The sequence below is a fragment of the Microlunatus flavus genome (assembly GCF_900110855.1).
Lineage (GTDB): Bacteria > Actinomycetota > Actinomycetes > Propionibacteriales > Propionibacteriaceae > Microlunatus > Microlunatus flavus.
The window spans coordinates 122,596-140,087 of sequence record NZ_FOFA01000006.1 but is presented as its reverse complement, the minus strand read 5'-3'; the positions used below and the strand labels follow the sequence as shown (position 1 = coordinate 140,087).

The following is a 17,492-nucleotide window of genomic DNA, read 5'->3' as shown; positions in this document are numbered from 1 at the left end:
GCCCTTCGACAAGCTCAGGGAGCGTTCCGCGGCTCGACGGGCTCAGGGTGCGTTCCAGCACTTCGACAGCTGAGGGAGCGTGGCCCGCACCCGACGCGCAGCGGCCGTTCCGAGCATCGGGTAGGGAGCGGCCCGTCCTCGAGTCTGGACGACGAGTGAGTCAGCCCAGCCCAGATCGCGGCAGCGCAAGAGGGGCTGCGGCTGACGAGCGAGGAGGAAGACCCGACGGGCAAGGGCCACGACCGGGTGCGAGGAACAAAGAACGAGGCGACCCGGAGGGGGGTCCGGGTCGCCTCGGGAGAGCTACGGGATGGTCGTCGAGCGTGCTGTGCGTTGGGGCTACGCGGCCAGCACCGACTTTCCTCGCAGCTTGGCGATGGCGTGCCGCTCGATCTGGCGGACACGTTCGGCCGTGATGCCCCACAGGGCGCCGATGTCGGCGAGTTTAGCCTGGCGCCCGTCGACGAGGCCATAGCGACGACGGACCACGTCGGCGGACCGCTCGTCGAGCGTGGAGAGCATCTCCTCGAGCCGCGCGTGCTCCTCGGCGTCCAGGAACACCTCGTCCGGGCCGGGCATCGGCTCGCGGGCGATGAGGTCGCCGAGCGCCGTGTCCCCACCCTCCTCGACGGGGGCGTCGAGGCTGACGTGGTCGCGGCCGTACCGGATCAGGTCGAGGACCCGGTCGGGCTCCAGGTCCATCTCCGCCGCGATCTCCTCGATCTCGGGGTCGCGGCCCAGGCGGCGCTCCAGGGTGCGCCGCACGGCGCCGACCTGGTTGACCTGCTCGGCGACGTGCACCGGCAGCCGGACGATGCGCCCCTGCTGGGCGATGCCCCGGCTGATGGACTGACGGACCCACCAGGTGCCGTAGGTCGAGAACTTGAAGCCCTTGGTGTAGTCGAACTTCTCGACCGCACGGATCAGGCCCGTGTTGCCCTCCTGCACCAGGTCGAGCAGCGGCATCTGCGAGCGCCCGTACTTGCGGGCGACCGACACCACGAGGCGCAGGTTGGCCGTGACGAAGCGCTGCATCGCCGCCTGGCCCTCGGCGACGATGATCTCCAGCTCGTCCTTGGTCGGGCGCTTGGCGTGCTTGCCGCGCTCGGCCGACGTCACGTCACCCGAGAGGATGTGCTCGGCGTAGAGGCCGAGCTCGATCTGGCGGGCGAGCATGACCTCCTCCTCGGCCGTGAGGAGAGGCGTCTTGGCAATGCCTTCGAGATATAGACCGACCGCGTCCTTGCCATCGATGCCGTCGGACACTCTGCTTCGAGCAGAAATGGCCACGTGGGCCTCCTTTATCGTTGCCTTCGACCTCTTCAACGTGTGAGAGGGGCCGAAGGATTCCTGGCCAGCCCTGAAGAAACCCTGATGAGGGTCGGTGTCAAGGGGTGCCTAGGAAGTAATTTCTCCTGCGACGCGCCGGTGGATGCAGGAACGTCCGAACTTACGTGCCAGACGTCTACTACCCAGTCCTGCCCACGATCTGGTCGAGGACCCACGCGTTCTCGAAGGCGATCTCGCGCCAGCTCGCGTAGCGCCCGCTGACGCCCCCGTGCCCGGCGACCATCTCGGTCTTGAGCAGCACCGGCCGGGTGGCCGTGGCGCCGGCCGTCGCGCGCAGCGCAGCGACCCACTTGGCCGGCTCGACGTAGTAGACGCGGGTGTCGTTGAGGCTCGTGGTGGCGAGGATGGCCGGGTGGTCGGCGTGGGTCACGTTCTCGTACGGCGTGTACGCCTTCATGTAGCGGTAGACCTCGGGGTCGTGCAGCGGGTCGCCCCACTCCTCCCACTCGGTCACGGTGAGCGGGAGCTCGGGGTCCAGGATCGTCGTCAGCGCGTCGACGAACGGCACCTGCGCGTGGATCGCCGCGAACCGTTCCGGCCAGCGGTTGGCCACCACGCCCATGAGCAGGCCGCCGGCGCTGCCGCCACGCGCGGCGAGGCGGTCAGCGCTGGTGTAGCCCGCGTCGACGAGGTGCTGCGCGCACGCGGCGAAGTCGGTGAAGGTGTTCTCCTTGGCCAGCACCTTGCCCTGGTCGTACCAGGCGCGGCCGAGCTCGCCGCCCCCGCGGACGTGGGCGACGGCGTAGACCACGCCGCGGTCGAGCAGCGACAGCCGCGAGATCGAGAACGTCGGGTCGACGGGGATCTCGTAGGAGCCGTAGCCGTAGAGCAGCGCCGGCGCGGAGCCGTCGAGCGCGACGTCGGCCCGCCGCACGACCGACATCGGCACGCGGGCCCCGTCGGGCGCGGTCGCCCAGGTCCGCTCCTGGACGTACGCCGAGGGGTCGTACGGCCCCTGCGTCGCCGAGGGCAGCACCGCGGTGCGCTTGAGCAGGGTCAGCCCGCCGGACGCGAGGTCGTAGTCGTAGACCGACGGCGGGGTGAGCATCGAGGTGTACTCGACGCGGATGCTCGGCGTGACGTACTCCGGGGAACCGGAGGAACCGACGGTGAACAGCGGCTCGTCGAACCCGACGTCGGCGCCCGGCAGCAGGGCGCCGTCCTCGGCGCGGGGGATCACGTGCAGCCCGCTCAGTCCGTCGCGGCGCAGGCTGACGACGACGTGGGAGGCGTACGCGTCGACCTCCAGCAGGCGCACCCCGGCCTGGCCGGGCAGCACCGGCTCCCACTGGGTGTGGCTGGTGGCGTCGAGCGGGGCCTGCGCGAGCGCGAAGTCCTCGGCGCCGTCGTTGTGCACGACCAGCAGCCGGTCGCCGGCCGGCTCGACGGTGTACTCGACGCCCTGGCGGCGGGGCGCGACGACGCGCGGCGTGCCCTCCGGGTCGTCGGTGGCGAGCAGGCGGTACTCCGAGGTCAGCTTGCTGCCGGAGCCGAAGACGAGCCAGCGGTCGTCGCGGCTGGAGTCGACCCCGAGCCAGAAGCGCTCGTCGGTCTCGGTGAGGACCACGGCGTCGTCGTCGGCCGGCGTGCCGAGGCGGTGGCGCAGCACGACGTAGGGCCGCCAGGCCTCGTCGCAGCGGGTGTAGAAGACGTGGCCGTCGCCGGCCCAGCAGGCACCGTGCGCGACGTCGAGGACCGTGTCGGGCAGGTCCTCGCCGGTCCGCAGGTCGCGGACCCGCAGCGTGTAGCGCTCGGCGCCGGTGACGTCGGTGGAGTAGGCGAGCAGGTGACCGCCGGGAGAGACCGCGAGCGCGCCGAGGTCGAAGAACTCGTGCCCGTCGGCCTCCACGTTCGCGTCGAGGTAGACGGTCTCGCCCTCGATGGGCGCGTCCAGCGACGGCGGGGCCAACCGGTCGGTCGCGGGCGCCCGGCAGTAGCGCGCGTACTCCGCGCCCTCCTGCGTACGGGTGTAGTACCACCAGGCAGAGTCGCCCTCCGGCCCGCTGTGACGGGCGTAGACGGGGACCGACAGGTCGGTCTCCTGCGTACGCTCCTTCAGCTCGGTGAACAGCGTCTCGGTCAGGGGTTCGAGGTGCTCGGTGAGCGCGGCCGTGTAGGCGTTCTCCGCCTCGAGGTAGGCGATCACGTCGGGGTCGGACTTGTCGCGCAGCCACTCGTACGGGTCGGTGAACACGTCGCCGTGGTGCTCGCGCACGGTGGGCCGCCGATCGGCGACGGGTGGTCGTCGGAGGTCGTCGCGTGTGGTCGATACGTCTGAACTCACGACCGACGACCCTAGTCGGACGCGGTTTCGGTGGACCGTTTCTGCCCAAAGTCCCGCGCACTTCTCAGGCTGCGCGCACCCGACGACGCGCCGGTGCCGGCCCGCGGGCGGCCCTCGGTGCGCGGTCGTGGGCACGGGGGTGCGGGGCTGGCGCGCGATGGGCCAGGATGTCGCCATGGGAGCCGAGGTCGAGGCCGCGCAGTTCACGCGCGAGGACCGCAAGCAGCACCGGCAGAAGGTCCGTCGCGGCCTCGACGTGCTCGCGCGGATGCTCACGGAGTCTCGCTTCGACTTCGAGCGGCCGATGGCCGGGCTGGAGATCGAGCTGAACCTGGTCGACGCCGACTTCGAGCCGGCGCTGCGCAACGCCGAGGTGCTGGCCAAGATCGCCGACCCGTCGTTCCAGACCGAGCTCGGCCGTTTCAACATCGAGATCAACGTCGACCCGCGCCGCCTGGCCGACTTCGGCTTCTCCTCCTTCGAGCAGTCGGTGCGCCAGTCGCTCAACGACGCCGACCCGCGGGCCGAGGAGGCCGGGGCGAGCACCGTGATGATCGGGATCCTGCCGACGCTGCGGCCCGAGCACGTGACCGCCGCCGCCACCAGCGAGAACCCGCGCTACTCGCTGCTCGACCGGCAGATCCTCGAGACCCGGGGCGAGGACATCGAGATCGTCATCGACGGCGTCGAGCGCCTGCACGTGGTGACCGACACGATCATGCCGGAGGCCGCGTGCACCTCGACCCAGGTGCACCTGCAGGTCAGCCCCGACGACTTCGCCGGCTACTGGAACGCCGCGCAGGCGATCGCCGGCATCCAAGTGGCGGTCGGCGCGAACTCCCCGTTCCTGTTCGGCAAGCGGCTCGTGGCCGAGTCGCGCATCCCGCTGTTCGAGCAGGCCACCGACACCCGCGCGGAGGAGCTCAAGAACCAGGGCGTACGGCCCCGGGTCTGGTTCGGCGAGCGCTGGATCACCTCGATCTTCGACCTGTTCGAGGAGAACGCGCGCTACTTCGGCGTGCTCCTCCCGGTCAGCTCGGAGGAGGACCCGGTCGCCGTCCTCGAGTCCGGCGGCGTGCCCGAGCTGTCCGAGCTCAAGCTGCACAACGGCACCGTCTACCGCTGGAACCGGCCCGTCTACGACACCCACGACGGGGCTCCGCACCTGCGGGTGGAGAACCGCGTGCTGCCAGCCGGGCCGACGGTCGTCGACACGATGGCCAACGCGGCCTTCTTCGCCGGCCTGGTCCGCGCGCTGGCCGGCCAGGACCGCCCGGTCTGGTCGCAGATGAGCTTCGCGGCCGCGGCGGACAACTTCGCCGCCGGCGTGCGCAACGGTCTCGACGCGGAGGTCTACTGGCCCGGGGTGGGGCAGTGCCCGGTCACCGAGCTGGTCGTGCGCCGCCTGGTCCCGCTGGCCGCCAACGGCCTGCGCCAGTGGGAGGTCGAGGAGTCCGAGATCACCCGGCTGCTGGGCATCGTGGAGCAGCGCTGCCTGACCGGCCGCAACGGGGCGACGTGGCAGAGCGACCAGGTGGCCGCGCTCGAGAAGGGCGGCGCCTCGCGCGACGAGGCGCTGCACGGCATGCTGGCCCGCTACACCGAGCTCATGCACAGCAACGAGCCCGTCCACACCTGGGAGGTCGCGTGACCGTCGTCGACGAGACGAGCCGCGAGGACGTGCGCCCCGACGCGGCGCAGATCGTCGTCGGCTACAGCTCGCGCCCGGAGGGCCGGGCCGCGCTGCGGCGCGCGGTCGCGGAGGCGACGCTGCGCAGTGCGTCCCTGGTGGTCCTGCACGGGCCGGAGGACGACGTCACCGAGCTGGAGTCGGAGCTGCAGACCTCGGGGGTGGCCCACCGGCTCGAGAGCTCGGCCGACGGCGGCGACCTCGCCGAGGACCTGCTCGACCTGGCCGAGTCCACGTCGGCCGCGTTCATCGTGATTGGCCTGCGGCGCCGCTCACCGGTGGGCAAGCTCCTGCTCGGCAGCAACGCCCAGCGCGTCCTGCTGGACGCCGCCTGCCCCGTCCTGGCCGTCAAGGCCGAGCAGCCCTGACCCGGCTCGCTTCCTGATCTCGCCCTGTCGAAGGGTCCAAGAGGTCGGCGCAGGAACGCTCCCTGAGCCTGTCGAAGGGCCTCGAAGAGGTCGGCGTGGGGACGCTCCCTGGGCCTGTCGAAGGGCTCGAAGAGGTGGGCGTGGGGACGCTCCCTGGGCCTGTCGAAGGGCCTCGAAGAGGTGGGCGTGGGGACGCTCCCTGAGCCTGTCGAAGGGCCTCGAAGAGGTGGGCGTGGGGACGCTGCCCGAGCCTGTCGAAGGGCCTCGACGAGGTGGGCGTGGGGACGCTCCCTGAGCCTGTCGAAGGGCCTCGAAGAGGTCGGCGTCCTCCAGGAGCCAAGGGCTTTCGCGATCCAGCAGCAGACGCCACCGTCCATGGGGCGCCGCGCCGAGCTCGCGCTCGGTACGGCGGGAAGGCGGTGGGCACGGTCCCACGCGCCCTCGCCCAGCGAACATCCTGAACGACCCTGAGAAACTTCCCTTCGGCTGCCCTTGTGTCTTTGGATGCCCGTGCCAGAATGCTTCTTGGAGCGGCTGTTGACATCCACTGGCCGAGCCCTGCCCGTAAACGCCCAGAGCAGTCGAGAGGTCTTTCTTCGTGACGCCGCCTTCCAAAGCCCACGCCCCGGCTGCCGTGTCGGATCTGACCGACGACGAGGCCATCGCTGCCGACGCCAACGGCGCCGGCAGCAGCCGCACCGCCACGGCCAAGAAGGCTCCGGCCCGACGACCCGCGGCGAAGAAGACGGCGCTGAAGGCCGTGAACGGCACGGGTGAGGGCGCGAAGGCCAAGGTCAAGGCAGCGCCCAAGGGTGACGCCGAGGACGCAGACGACGCCGACGTCGACCCCAGCGAGCTGACGGACCTCGAGGTCGACGAGACCGACGACGCCGAGGAGATCGCGGTCGCCGACGTCGTGACCGGCGACCTGCCCGCCGACGTCCAGGTCGACCTGGAGGGCGACGAGGTCGTCGTCACCGTCGGCAAGAAGCGCTCGCTCGACGACGTGGACGAGGCCAAGTTCGAGCCGGCCAAGGAGGCCGAGCTCGAGACCAAGCTCGTCGAGGACCAGGGCTTCACGCTCTCGACCGCCGACGACGCCGACGAGCCCGAGCAGCAGGTCATGGTCGCCGGCGCCACCGCCGACCCGGTCAAGGACTACCTCAAGCAGATCGGCAAGGTCGCCCTGCTGAACGCCGAGCAGGAGGTCGAGCTCGCCAAGCGCATCGAGGCCGGCCTGTTCGCCGACGAGAAGATCGCCGACGCCTCGGTCAAGATCAAGCCGAAGGAGGCCGACGACTACGACTGGATCGCCGAGGACGGCCGCCGCGCCAAGAACCACCTGCTCGAGGCCAACCTGCGCCTCGTGGTGAGCCTGGCCAAGCGCTACACCGGTCGCGGCATGCTCTTCCTCGACCTGATCCAGGAGGGCAACCTCGGTCTGATCCGTGCGGTCGAGAAGTTCGACTACACCAAGGGCTACAAGTTCTCGACGTACGCGACGTGGTGGATCCGTCAGGCCATCACCCGCGCCATGGCCGACCAGGCCCGCACCATCCGCATCCCGGTGCACATGGTCGAGGTCATCAACAAGCTCGCCCGCGTGCAGCGCCAGATGCTGCAGGACCTGGGTCGCGAGCCCACCCCGGAGGAGCTCGCCAAGGAGCTCGACATGACCCCGGAGAAGGTCGTCGAGGTCCAGAAGTACGGCCGCGAGCCCATCTCGCTGCACACGCCCCTGGGCGAGGACGGCGACTCCGAGTTCGGCGACCTGATCGAGGACTCCGAGGCGGTCGTGCCGGCCGACGCGGTGAGCTTCACGCTCCTGCAGGAGCAGCTGCACGACGTCCTCGACACGCTCAGCGAGCGCGAGGCCGGCGTCGTGTCGATGCGCTTCGGCCTGACCGACGGCCAGCCGAAGACCCTCGATGAGATCGGCAAGGTCTACGGCGTGACCCGCGAGCGGATCCGCCAGATCGAGTCGAAGACGATGAGCAAGCTGCGCCACCCGTCGCGCTCCCAGGTCCTGCGCGACTACCTGGACTGACGATCTGAGCGCTGTGCGGCTCTGACCAGGGGAAACGCCTGATTCTCCCCTTGGTTCAGGGCCGCACAGTGCTGTCTCCAAAGTGTCATCGCTAATCGAGCGTGCCAGGGGACATCGCGGGCCCGTCGCGGACCTCGTCGGGTTGCTGGTTCGTGGGAGCCGGACCGGCGCATCGAGCCCTGTCGGCTGACGTCGAGAACTCGGTCCTCGTCCTCCGCGGGCTCACGCCCGACACGGGTCGTTCACCGCGTCCCGCGCGTCCGTGTGTGCCGCTGTCGGTGTCAGTCGTGGGCGCCGGCGACGCGGGCCCGCAGGGCGGGCAGGCCGAGCAGGACCAGCACGGCCGTGCCGAGGAGCGCGAGGACCGCGGCGAACCGGAAGTCGACGGCGATCCCCGACACGGTCACGACGACCCCGCCGAGGGTGGAGCCGACCGCGAGGGCGATCTGGTTCGTCGTGACGAACATCGCCAGGCCCGCTTGGGCTCCCTGCGGTGTCGCGCCGACCATCCAGGTCTGCAGGCCGAGCGGCAGCCCGCCCCACACGAGCCCCCAGACCACGAGGAGCGCGAACACGGCGACGGACCGGTGCGCGAGGAACGGGAGCAGCGCCGCGGCGGCGGCGAGCACGAGGCCACCGGTCGCCAGCGTGGTCGGCACGGAGCGGGCGAGCGCGGCGCCGGTGACGAAGTTGCCGACGATCCCGGAGACGCCGAACACGAGCAGCGCGACGGAGACGACCTCGGGGCTGATCCTCGCGGTGTCCTGGAGGAACGGGCTGACGTAGGTGTACGCGGCGAACTGCGCCGCGAACAGCAGCGCCGCGACGGCCAGACCGACCCGGGCGAGGGGCACGCGGAACAGGGCCGTGAGCGCGACGGGCTTGACGCGTTGCAGGGAGGGGATCGCGGGGAGCGCGACCAGCTGCAGCACGACGGCGATCACGCCGAGCGCGGCGCCGATGACGAACGCGAGGCGCCAGGTCGACGTCGCGGCGACGAAGGCGCCGAGGGGCAGGCTGACGACGGCCGCGACCGAGATGCCCGCGGTGACGAGCGACGTCGCGCGGATGGCCTCCGTCGCGTCGACGAGCCGCGGTGCGGTGCTGGGGCCCACGGCCCAGAACCCGCCGAGCGCGACGCCGAGCAGGACCCGCGCCAGCAGCAGGACCGGGAACGTTCCGGCAGCAGCGGCGACGACGTCGGCGAGGACGAGCACCGCACTGAGGCCGACGAGGACGGTGCGTCGGTCGAGGCGCGAGGTCGCGACGGTCACGACGGGCGCGGCGACGGCGGCCGCCAGGCCGGTCACGACGACCATCAGCCCGGCGACCCCGATCGAGACGCCGAGGTCGGCGGCGATCGAGGGGAGGAGCCCGATGGGGAGGAACTCGGAGAGGACGGTTCCGAAGGAACCCACGGCGACCGCGGCGATCCCGAACCAGCCGTTGCGTGGAGTGCGTGTCATGGTCGTTGCTTCTTTCCTGGTGGCGGTGCTCGGACAGGGGGCCTGCGCCGGCCGGCGGTCGTCGGTGGTGCTCGGGGGCGCGTACGCCGTCCTCGGTCGGGCGGCGCATGAGGATCTGCGCGGACCACGGGCCGCGGTCGCCGTGACCGGTGGCGAGCCAAGGCCGCGATGCTCGAGCGGCCGGCTCGGCGTCGGCCCCTCGAACCTGGGCGTTCTGCTCGCTCTCGACGACCGACGTGATCGGGATGCTGCAGGGACCCCGACTCCGGGCGGCTCCCCGGTGGTCGGTCGTCGTCGCGGCCCTGGACCGGGCAGCCAGGGACTCGACGGTCGTGCGCTGGACGCCCCGACCCCGACCCCCACCCCCGACCCCTGGCTGCCCAGCGCCTGCTTCAGCCCGCTCTGGTCCTCAGCGGCTGGACGGCTCGGGAGCTGGTCGAGGCGGCCCCCTGCCTGGACGGGGACCGCGCTGCCGGTCCGAGAGGGGCCCTCGCGCAGGCGGGCGGTGACGTGTCCGCCCGGTCAGGCCTTCCAGGGCAGCTCGACCACGTCGAGCTGGTCGAGGAAGGCGGCCAGGTCGTCTGCCGCCCACTCCTCGCTGATCTTCCCGTCTCGGATCCGGTAGACGTCGATCGCGTCCCACCGCAGCGGCAGGCCCGTCTTGGGGATCCCCAGGAGGTCCGAGCTGTGGGTCGCCGTGACGACGAGCCGCAGGACCACCGTGTCCTCGTTCGCGATGATGTCCTGCTCCACGGCGTGCAAGCCGTCGAGGCCGCCGATGAAGGCGGTGAGCAGACCGGTCACGTCGTCCGCGCCTTCGACGGTTCCCAGCGTGCCGCCGTGCCACCTGACGTCCGGCGTGACGTAGTCGACGGCGAGGTCGGGGCGGTGGTCGTTGAAGACCTTCTCGACGTACTCGCGGGCCAGGGCGACGTTCGCCTGGATCTTCTGGTCGTCGGACATGAGGGCTTCCTTTCGTGGACGACGGGCGCCGCCCGTTGTTGACTGTTCGTTCCAGAACACTAGGCATTCTGGACGAACCAGTCAAGAACTCGGTCGGCGGAGGGTCGAGCCACGACCAGGCACGGCGACGAGGCGGAGATCGCCGGCCGTCCCGCGGGCGGACCTCGAACCTCGTCGCGATCAGGAGAGTCGCGGGCGCCGTCCGGCGCAAGGCGCAGAGCACTGCCACGACGACGCACCCGTCGGCGTGGTCGAGGGTCGAGCAGGGCACGGCGCGTGGGCGAGGCGGTCGGAACCACGGCACGCCCGGGCCTCGCTCGCGACCGGGGACCAGAAGGGTCCGCCGCGGCGGGATCGCGGCGGACCCTCGACGACGCGGGACCCACCGACCAGGGGCGTGTGGTCGGTGGCCGCGTGCGCGGTGACGGCAGCCGGGGCGGCCGGTGGGCTGGTCGCCCCCGGTCGCGGACCTGCGCGTCGTGGTCATCGTGGCGCGGGGCAGCGTGTGGGCGACATCCTCAGATGAGGGGTCGGGCTACCCCAATTCAGGGGGGTCCGTGCCGAGCAGGCCCTGCTCCCGGGCCTTGAGGACGGCGTCCAGCTGGCTCTTGGCCCCGAGCTTCTGCCGGAGCGACTTCACGTAGCTCCGGCACGTGCTGACGGTGATGCCGAGGGTGACGGCCAGATCCTTCACGGGTGTCCCGGTGGCGAGCAGCCGCAGCACGTCGAGCTCCCGCTGGTTCAGGGCGGCGGGCGGTGGAGCGGGCGGAGGAGAGGGCGGGACCAGGTAGGTCGAGGGCGCCACGGACATGTGCCCGGCGTGCACCCGGGTGAGGACGCTGATCATCTCCCGGAGCGAGCCGTTCTTCGGGATGAAGGCGGACGCCCCCGCCTGGGCGGCGCGGCCCACCCACTCCGGCGACGTGTGGGCGGTGACGACGGCGACCATGGCCGCCGGTGCGGCGGCACGGAGCCGGGCCGTCGCCGCGAGCCCGTCCTCGTCCGGCATCTGGATGTCCATGACCACGAGGTCGGGCTGCAGCCGGGCCGCGAGGGCGATGCCGTCGGCGGCGGTGAAGGCGGTGCCGATGCACCGCAGGCCGGGGACCATGTCGAGGGCGGTCGCCAGCATCTCCGCGAAGGCCCGGTGGTCGTCCACCACCAGCACGGTGCTGGTCGGCGACGCGTCGTCGGTGCTCACGTCTCGGTCCTACCCCCGGGGGACCGGTCCTGCACGCAAGCCTCGGGTACGGCCCTCCTGCGAGGGTGGCTCGGCTGGGTCACGGCGTGGCGGTCAGGCGAGCTCGAGGACCAGCGTGAGGGCGACGGCCGCCGCGAGGACGGTGAGCTCGGCGCCGACCAGGGCTCCCATCAGCCCGGCGGGGCCCGCGCTGACCGCTTCGAGGGTGCGCCGTCGGTGCCGCAGGCCGACCCCGACGACCGCCGCGACCGCGGCGAGCCGGCCTGCCGCGAACGCGGCCGGAGCCGGCTGCTCCGGGCGAGCCAGACCGGCGAGGACGAGCGCCGCGCCGAGGGCGAGTGCGGCGCCCGAGACGAGAAGACCCCAACGCTCGAGATGGCCTCGCGTCCGCAGGATCGGTGTGCGCAGGTGGAACGCCGCGACGATCGAGCCCGACCAGAGTGCCAGCGCGAGCAGCTCGGCCCCTGCCGCTGCCTGCACGAGGGGGTGGGCCTGCTCGGCGTGCGCGTGGCCGGAGCCGCCGGCCGGTGCGACGGCGAGCAGAGCGGCACCCACGAGGGCGAGGGCGGCTAGCGACTGCGCACGATCGAGACTCCGGGCGAAGAGGGCGACCAGCAGGGCGACCCAGACGGCGGCCAGGCGGGGGAGCACCACGTCGCTGGCGCTGAGGACCGCGACCAGGTTGTCGACCTGGAGCAGGCCCGCGAGGCCTGTGCCGTAGAGACGGGTGACGGTGGTGAGCAGCCAGGCCGTGCCGACGGCGGCCCAGACGGCGGCCCAGCGGGCGGCGGCGCGCGCGACGTGACCGGGCGGTGCGCCGCCTCCGCGAGTGGCGCTGCGCAGGCCGAGGAGCGCCAGGACGGGGGCGGCCGGCAGCAGGAAGAGCGCCTCGGCGGGCGGAGGTCCCCAGGACAGGGGCACGCCGTCCGCGTGCTGCCACCAGCGCACGCCGAGGAGGAGCGCGAGCACCGCCAGGACGGCCGTGCCGATGACGTCGGGCCGCGTCCGGGCCAGGTCGTGCGGCCCGCTTCGCACGCTGGGCGCGGTGCGCTGGACGAGGGTGGACATCGGTGCTCCTTGGCTCGAGCGGGATCCCGCCTCAGGCGGGGCAGGCGGTCCAGAGGGTGCCGACCAGGCGACCGTCGACGTCCTTCTCGGGCACGGGGCCGAAGGAGCGGGAGTCGATCGAGAGCTCTCGGTCGTCACCCATGACGAAGACGCCGCCCTCGGGCACGGTCACGGGACCGAAGTAGACGCCGTCGATGGTGGCGAGGTCGACGTACGGCTCGTCGACGCGACGTCCGTCCACCAGCAGCACGGCGTCGGCGATGGCCACCGTCTGCCGTGCGGTGGCGACCACACGCTTGATCTGCTCGGCCCCGTCGCCGGGCCGGGGAAAGGTGACGATGTCGCCGACCTCGAGCCCGCGCGCCGGGGCGAGGTGGTCGACCACGACCACGTCCCCGGTGCACACGGTGGGCGCCATGCTGCCCGAGGACACCCGCACCGCGTCGCACACCGTGAACCGTGCGGCGACGAGCCCGGCCACGGCCAGGGCTCCGGCGACGAGGACCCGGACGCGCACCGGCTCAGGCGCCCGTGGGGGAGTCGTCGTCGACGGCCGGGTCGGCGTGGATCGGGTCGTTGTCGTCGACGTCGTCGCTCTTCAGGCCCACGCTGAACTGGTGCATCATGTCGTGGTCCTCGTGCGGCAGGTTGTGGCAGTGCACCATGTACTTGCCGCGGTGCGGACCGAACTTCATGATCAGGCGCACCTTCTCGCCCTCGCCGACGTACACGACGTCCTTGGGCCCCTGCTCGTAGGCGAAGGGCGCTCGCCCGTTGCGGCTGAGGATCTTGAAGTCGATCAGGTGGATGTGCACCGGGTGGAACCAGCCGCCCGAGTTGTTCTGGATCTCCCACACCTGGGTCTCGCCGAGGTCGGGGCTGGCCAGCACCTTCTTGTACTCCGAGTCGACGACGTCGTGCCAGGTCTCGCCGTTGAGGTTCCACTCGTTGGTCGTGTCGTCGCGCTGCACCCGGATGGTGACGACCTTCATGTCCTTGGTCTCGGTCAGACCCATGACCTCCTTGCTCGCGAGGGGGTCGCCGTTGGGTCGCGCCATGACCGGCTTGGGCCGGTCCCAGGTGGGGTCGGTCTTGTCGAAGGAGTCGCCGACCACGTCGAAGGCCATGATCTTGCCCGTGAAGTCGAAGTCGCGGTTGTTCGGGTTGCTCAGGTTCTTCAGCTCGACGCGCTGACCCGTGGCGTACTTGCGGAAGTCGACGAGGAACTCGTAGCGCTCCGCGCTGCCGTGGCGCCACTCGGAGACCGGCACGACCGCGGGCATCAGGCCGCCGTCGGTGGCCACCATGTACACGGGGTCCCCCGTGGACAGCGTGGGCCGGTAGGAGCGCGACAGCGAGGCGTTCAGGAGCCGGAACCGGTAGACCCGCTTCTTGACCTTCATGACCGGCCAGGGCGTGCCGTTGACGAGGATGACGTCGCCCCAGAGCCCGGAGTGCGAGCGGTCGTCGTACAGCTGGGAGCCGTTGGCCTGGAACATCATGTCCGACAGCGTCAGGGCCACGTCGAACTCGCCCTGGGGCAGCAGGCGCCGCTCGTCGGGGTCGTGCAGGTGGTACTGCGACGCCAGCCCCGAGTACGCGTTCTGGGCGGTGTAGTGCACGCCGTGGTCGTGGTACCACAGCGTCCGGGCCGGCTGGAAGTTCGGGTAGTGGTACACCTTCTTCTGCTGCGACTCGGTCAGGTCGCTGGCGTAGCCGTCGTACTGGGGCAGCGAGGCCGAGCCGTGCAGGTGGGTCGAGATCGACACGGGCGTGCCGAAGACCGGGTGGGTGGCGGGCAGTCGGTTGTGCATCGTCATCGTGATGCGCGTGCCCTGGTCCACGTCGATGCGCTTCGCCGGCACCACGCCGCCGTAGCCCAGCACCGGCGTCTGCAGGCCCGGCACGATGCCGGCGAGCCCGGGCTTGGCCCAGATGTCGTAGTTGTGGATCGGTCCGTCCGCGTCGTACGTGACCGTCGGCACCAGCTTCTCGAGCGGCCGGAAGGCGTTGGTGTAGCGCGGCGGGAAGTTCTTGCTGGCCAGCAGGCTGGGCGTGCCGCCGCTGACCGAACGGCCGAGCGGCAGCCCGAAGGCCGCCGTGCCGACGGCGGCCAGTCCGCCGAGCTTGAGCGCGTCGCGTCGTGTGACGTTCATGTGTGGTCCCCCCCGGGAATCTGTGGCTCGGGGACCAGGTGCGTCGAGGTGCCGGTGCCGGCGCTGCTCGGGTGCTGAAGGCTGGATCCCCGTTCGAGACCCAACCTTCGCGAATCCGAGGTGCTGGCAGAACCCTCACGAGTGGGGGTGCGTCCCCCCACAAATGCGGGGGCGCCGCCCGGCCCGATCAGCCGGCGAGGCGCTCTTCCGGCCACGCGGTGCCCCCGGACGCCACCCGCCGGATCGCCTCGAGGACCCGTGAGGCGTCCGCGTCCTTCATGAGGTAGCCCGCCACGCCCTCGCGCTCGGCCGCGCGTCGGTGCCGGTGCACCGGGTCGGAGCTGAGCAGGATCACGCGGGCGCCGTCGCCGGCGCGGCGCAGGTCGGCGGCCGCTTCCAGCCCCGTCCGCGTCCGCATCCGGACGTCCATCAGGACGACGTCGGGCCGCAGCACGCGGACGGCGTCCAGCACCTCGGTGCCGTCGCGGCACTCCCCGACCGCGCGGAGGTCGGCGGTGGAGGCGACGAGGTCCACCATGCACGTGCGGAAGAAGTCGTGGTCGTCGACGACCAGCACCCGGGTCATGCTCCACCTCCTGCCGCAGACGTCGTCCTACCTCGCGACCCAGCATGTGGCACGGCACGGCAAAGGGCCACCCGCACGTGGGTGCGGCCCGTCCCCACCGACGCGGGGGTCGAGCGCTGCCCCCTCATCTGTGGGTGCGCCGCCCCCCTCATCGAGGGTTCCTCGCGACCCCGGCGCCGACGGAGCCTGATCGCACCTGCCTGCGCCGCGTCCCGGCGAACGGGCACCTGAGACAGGGGGAGCCGACGATGGAGCACTACTCGCGAGGGGTGACGAACCCCTCCCAGACCCGCAGCGGCGCTGCCCGACGAAGCCGGCGTGCCCGGCGCCTCACCGGTGCGGCGGCGACCGTCCTCCTGGTGGTCGGGGTCGCGACGACCTCCGAGGCCGTCACGCGCGTCACGGTCACGAACCCGGGCGGCCTGACCGCGGTCGGACCGGTCAACACCGACCACGGCTTCCCCGCCTGGTACGGCGACAGCGCGGGCACCCGCGTCGAGCCCTGCCTGGACGGGGACGACCCGCTCTGCGGGTTCCTGCCGGGCGACATCCCGGACCCCGACGTCCCGGTCGCGTTCCCCGACAACTTCCCCGGGGAGTTCTTCTACCAGCTGGTGGACAGCAGCCTCACCCTGCCGGGCGGCGGCAGCGCGACGCTGACCCTCGGCCTGGAGGCGGCCTTCGCCAACGACGACCCGATCGCCGGCGACCAGCTGACGTTCGCGCGGACCCGCATCGTCGTCAAGGGCGCGCAGCGCAGCACCACCGTGACCTTCAAGCACCCCTTCGGCGAGGCCACCGTCGACACCGACGCGACAGGTGCCGGACGCCTGGTGCAGGACATCTCGCCGGCGGTCGGCAACTTCAGCACCGCGCTGAAGAGCAACTTCGGCCCGTTCCTCCGGTGGGACCCGGCGGTCGCGCCGGCCGCGCCGGCCGGCTACCTCGGCGACCCCGCCCAGACCCACACGGTCGTGGGCGGCCGGAACGGCGTCAACCAGTTCGGTGCCTTCGCGACCGACGGCAGCCGGATCGCCTCGACCGACCAGTTCTCGGTCTCCGGCAAGCTGGCCACCAACACCGGCGTGACGGCCGACCTCGCGCAGGTCCACGGGGGCTTCCTGGACGTCTTCGCGACCAGCACCGGGGCCCAGCTGGAGGTGGCCGGGGTCGACGGGCAGTACGCGCGCACGCCGATGACCAACGACGCGGGCAGCAGCCGCCACTACGCGCGGATCGCGCTCGCCGCCGGGGCGAAGCCCGCCTCGGTGACGGTGCGCAACATCGCCGACAAACCGGTCAGCACGTCGGTCGTCAAGCTCGCCGACGTGACCGTCACCCGGGCCGACTACGACGGCACCACCCTGACGGTCGCCGCCGACGGCGACGACGCGAGCTACCCGCTGACGGTGGTCGGCATCGGCTCCCTGCCCAGCAAGGCGCCGGTCGAGTTCGGCGTGACCGCACCACCCGCGACGGTGAGCGTGAGGTCCAGCACGGGGTCCCCGGTCACGTTCCCGGTGACGGTCACCGGTGGGGCGGTCACGCCGCCCGGCCTGCCGCCGGTGCCGCCCGCTCCCGACCCCGGTCCGCAGGACGACAACACCGGCAACAACCCGGCCCCCTCGGCCCCGGTCGTCGCCGTGGCGGCGCCGACGCCGACGCTCCCGGGCGGCACCGTGACCCTCGACGCGAGCGGGACCACGGGGGCGACCAGCTACGCCTGGACCACCGTCAGCGCGCCCACCGGCGCGTCCCTCGCGGGAGCCACGACGTCGAAGCCCACGCTGACGCTGCCCTTCGCGACGACCACCGCGGCGACCGCCCCGGCCCAGCCGTGGGCCCCCGTGGTGCTGAAGGTGGTCGCCACGAACGCGGCGGGCAGCTCGGAGACCCAGGTGACCGTGCCCGTCAAGCAGGACGTCGTCACCGTGCTCGCCGGAGCCCGCCACCGGCTCGGGACCGAGCTCCGCATCGACGGGACCTCGCTGGTCGACGGGCAGGCAGGGGTGCGCACGCCGGCGACGACGGTCGTCGTCTGGGACACCACGAACCCGGCGGCCCCGGTCAAGCTCGGCACGGCACCGGTCGACACGCTCGGCGCCTGGCCGCTGCGGCAGAAGCCCGGCCCGACACGTCAGGTGACGTCGGTCCTGGTGCAGAGCACGCGGGGCGGCAGCACCACCGCAACGGTCGGCCGCTGAGTCGCGGGTGGGAGGTCGCGGACGCACCCGGCCTCCCACCCGCCCCCGTACGTCCTCCCGCGTACGCCGTCCGCAGTCCGTAGTCCGTCCGTCCGTCCGTACGCCGTCC

General features: G+C 72.0%; 13 protein-coding genes. 4 read left to right on the top strand and 9 right to left on the bottom strand.

From position 1 onward, the window contains the following. Window positions 1-339: 339 nt before the first annotated feature. Both BMY04_RS14535 and BMY04_RS14530 read right to left on the bottom strand, forming a co-directional pair. Complete coding sequence (locus tag BMY04_RS14535; RefSeq protein ID WP_091182192.1) at window positions 340-1,290, bottom strand: sigma-70 family RNA polymerase sigma factor; 951 nt, start codon at window positions 1,288-1,290, stop codon at window positions 340-342. Between the two features lie 178 nt (window positions 1,291-1,468). Next, window positions 1,469-3,634, bottom strand: a complete 2,166-nt coding sequence (locus tag BMY04_RS14530; RefSeq protein WP_269766226.1) for a S9 family peptidase — start codon at window positions 3,632-3,634, stop codon at window positions 1,469-1,471. A gap of 175 nt (window positions 3,635-3,809) precedes the next feature. Here BMY04_RS14530 and BMY04_RS14525 point away from each other — a divergent pair, with 175 nt between their 5' ends. From BMY04_RS14525 to BMY04_RS14515, 3 genes are all read left to right on the top strand, one after another. Beyond that, entirely contained in the window at window positions 3,810-5,285 is a 1,476-nt protein-coding gene (locus tag BMY04_RS14525) for a glutamate-cysteine ligase family protein (protein WP_091182185.1), read from the top strand. Next, window positions 5,282-5,692 carry a universal stress protein gene (locus BMY04_RS14520; protein WP_232506408.1) on the top strand — a complete coding sequence of 137 codons (411 nt, stop codon included), beginning with the start codon at window positions 5,282-5,284 and terminating at the stop codon, window positions 5,690-5,692. The genes BMY04_RS14525 and BMY04_RS14520 overlap by 4 nt, the downstream gene beginning before the upstream one ends. A gap of 634 nt (window positions 5,693-6,326) precedes the next feature. Further along, window positions 6,327-7,739 carry an RNA polymerase sigma factor gene (locus tag BMY04_RS14515; RefSeq protein ID WP_091182181.1) on the top strand — a complete coding sequence of 471 codons (1,413 nt, stop codon included), beginning with the start codon at window positions 6,327-6,329 and terminating at the stop codon, window positions 7,737-7,739. Between the two features lie 281 nt (window positions 7,740-8,020). Here BMY04_RS14515 and BMY04_RS14510 read toward each other — a convergent pair whose 3' ends face one another. From BMY04_RS14510 to BMY04_RS14480, 7 genes are all read right to left on the bottom strand, one after another. After that, complete coding sequence (locus tag BMY04_RS14510; protein ID WP_091182177.1) at window positions 8,021-9,205, bottom strand: MFS transporter; 1,185 nt, start codon at window positions 9,203-9,205, stop codon at window positions 8,021-8,023. 522 nt (window positions 9,206-9,727) lie between these two features. Then, window positions 9,728-10,168: an ester cyclase gene (locus BMY04_RS14505; protein ID WP_091182173.1), complete on the bottom strand. Its 441-nt coding sequence runs from the start codon at window positions 10,166-10,168 to the stop codon at window positions 9,728-9,730. A 535-nt stretch (window positions 10,169-10,703) separates the two neighbouring features. Beyond that, window positions 10,704-11,369 carry a response regulator transcription factor gene (locus BMY04_RS14500; protein WP_091182171.1) on the bottom strand — a complete coding sequence of 222 codons (666 nt, stop codon included), beginning with the start codon at window positions 11,367-11,369 and terminating at the stop codon, window positions 10,704-10,706. A 93-nt stretch (window positions 11,370-11,462) separates the two neighbouring features. Continuing rightward, complete coding sequence (locus tag BMY04_RS14495; protein ID WP_091182166.1) at window positions 11,463-12,437, bottom strand: hypothetical protein; 975 nt, start codon at window positions 12,435-12,437, stop codon at window positions 11,463-11,465. A gap of 31 nt (window positions 12,438-12,468) precedes the next feature. Further along, entirely contained in the window at window positions 12,469-12,954 is a 486-nt protein-coding gene (gene lepB, locus BMY04_RS14490; RefSeq protein ID WP_091182163.1) for a signal peptidase I, read from the bottom strand. A gap of 4 nt (window positions 12,955-12,958) precedes the next feature. Then, a complete protein-coding gene (locus BMY04_RS14485) occupies window positions 12,959-14,593 on the bottom strand; it encodes a multicopper oxidase family protein (RefSeq protein WP_091182160.1) in 1,635 nt (544 codons plus the stop codon). 187 nt (window positions 14,594-14,780) lie between these two features. Then, the gene (locus BMY04_RS14480; protein WP_091182157.1) at window positions 14,781-15,179 is read right to left on the bottom strand and encodes a response regulator; all 399 of its coding nucleotides are present in this window, start codon (window positions 15,177-15,179) and stop codon (window positions 14,781-14,783) included. A gap of 269 nt (window positions 15,180-15,448) precedes the next feature. Here BMY04_RS14480 and BMY04_RS14475 point away from each other — a divergent pair, with 269 nt between their 5' ends. Next, on the top strand, window positions 15,449-17,383 hold the full coding sequence (locus BMY04_RS14475; protein ID WP_091182153.1) for a hypothetical protein: 1,935 nt from the start codon (window positions 15,449-15,451) through the stop codon (window positions 17,381-17,383). Window positions 17,384-17,492 lie beyond the last annotated feature (109 nt).

Excerpts from the sequence above, each read along its gene's own strand:
- BMY04_RS14525 (WP_091182185.1), top strand. The coding sequence starts at position 3,810 with ATGGGAGCCGAGGTCGAGGCCGCGCAGTTCACGCGCGAGGACCGCAAG.
- BMY04_RS14510 (WP_091182177.1), bottom strand. The coding sequence starts at position 9,205 with ATGACACGCACTCCACGCAACGGCTGGTTCGGGATCGCCGCGGTCGCC.
- BMY04_RS14505 (WP_091182173.1), bottom strand. The coding sequence starts at position 10,168 with ATGTCCGACGACCAGAAGATCCAGGCGAACGTCGCCCTGGCCCGCGAG.
- BMY04_RS14495 (WP_091182166.1), bottom strand. The coding sequence starts at position 12,437 with ATGTCCACCCTCGTCCAGCGCACCGCGCCCAGCGTGCGAAGCGGGCCG.
- BMY04_RS14485 (WP_091182160.1), bottom strand. The coding sequence starts at position 14,593 with ATGAACGTCACACGACGCGACGCGCTCAAGCTCGGCGGACTGGCCGCC.
- BMY04_RS14480 (WP_091182157.1), bottom strand. The coding sequence starts at position 15,179 with ATGACCCGGGTGCTGGTCGTCGACGACCACGACTTCTTCCGCACGTGC.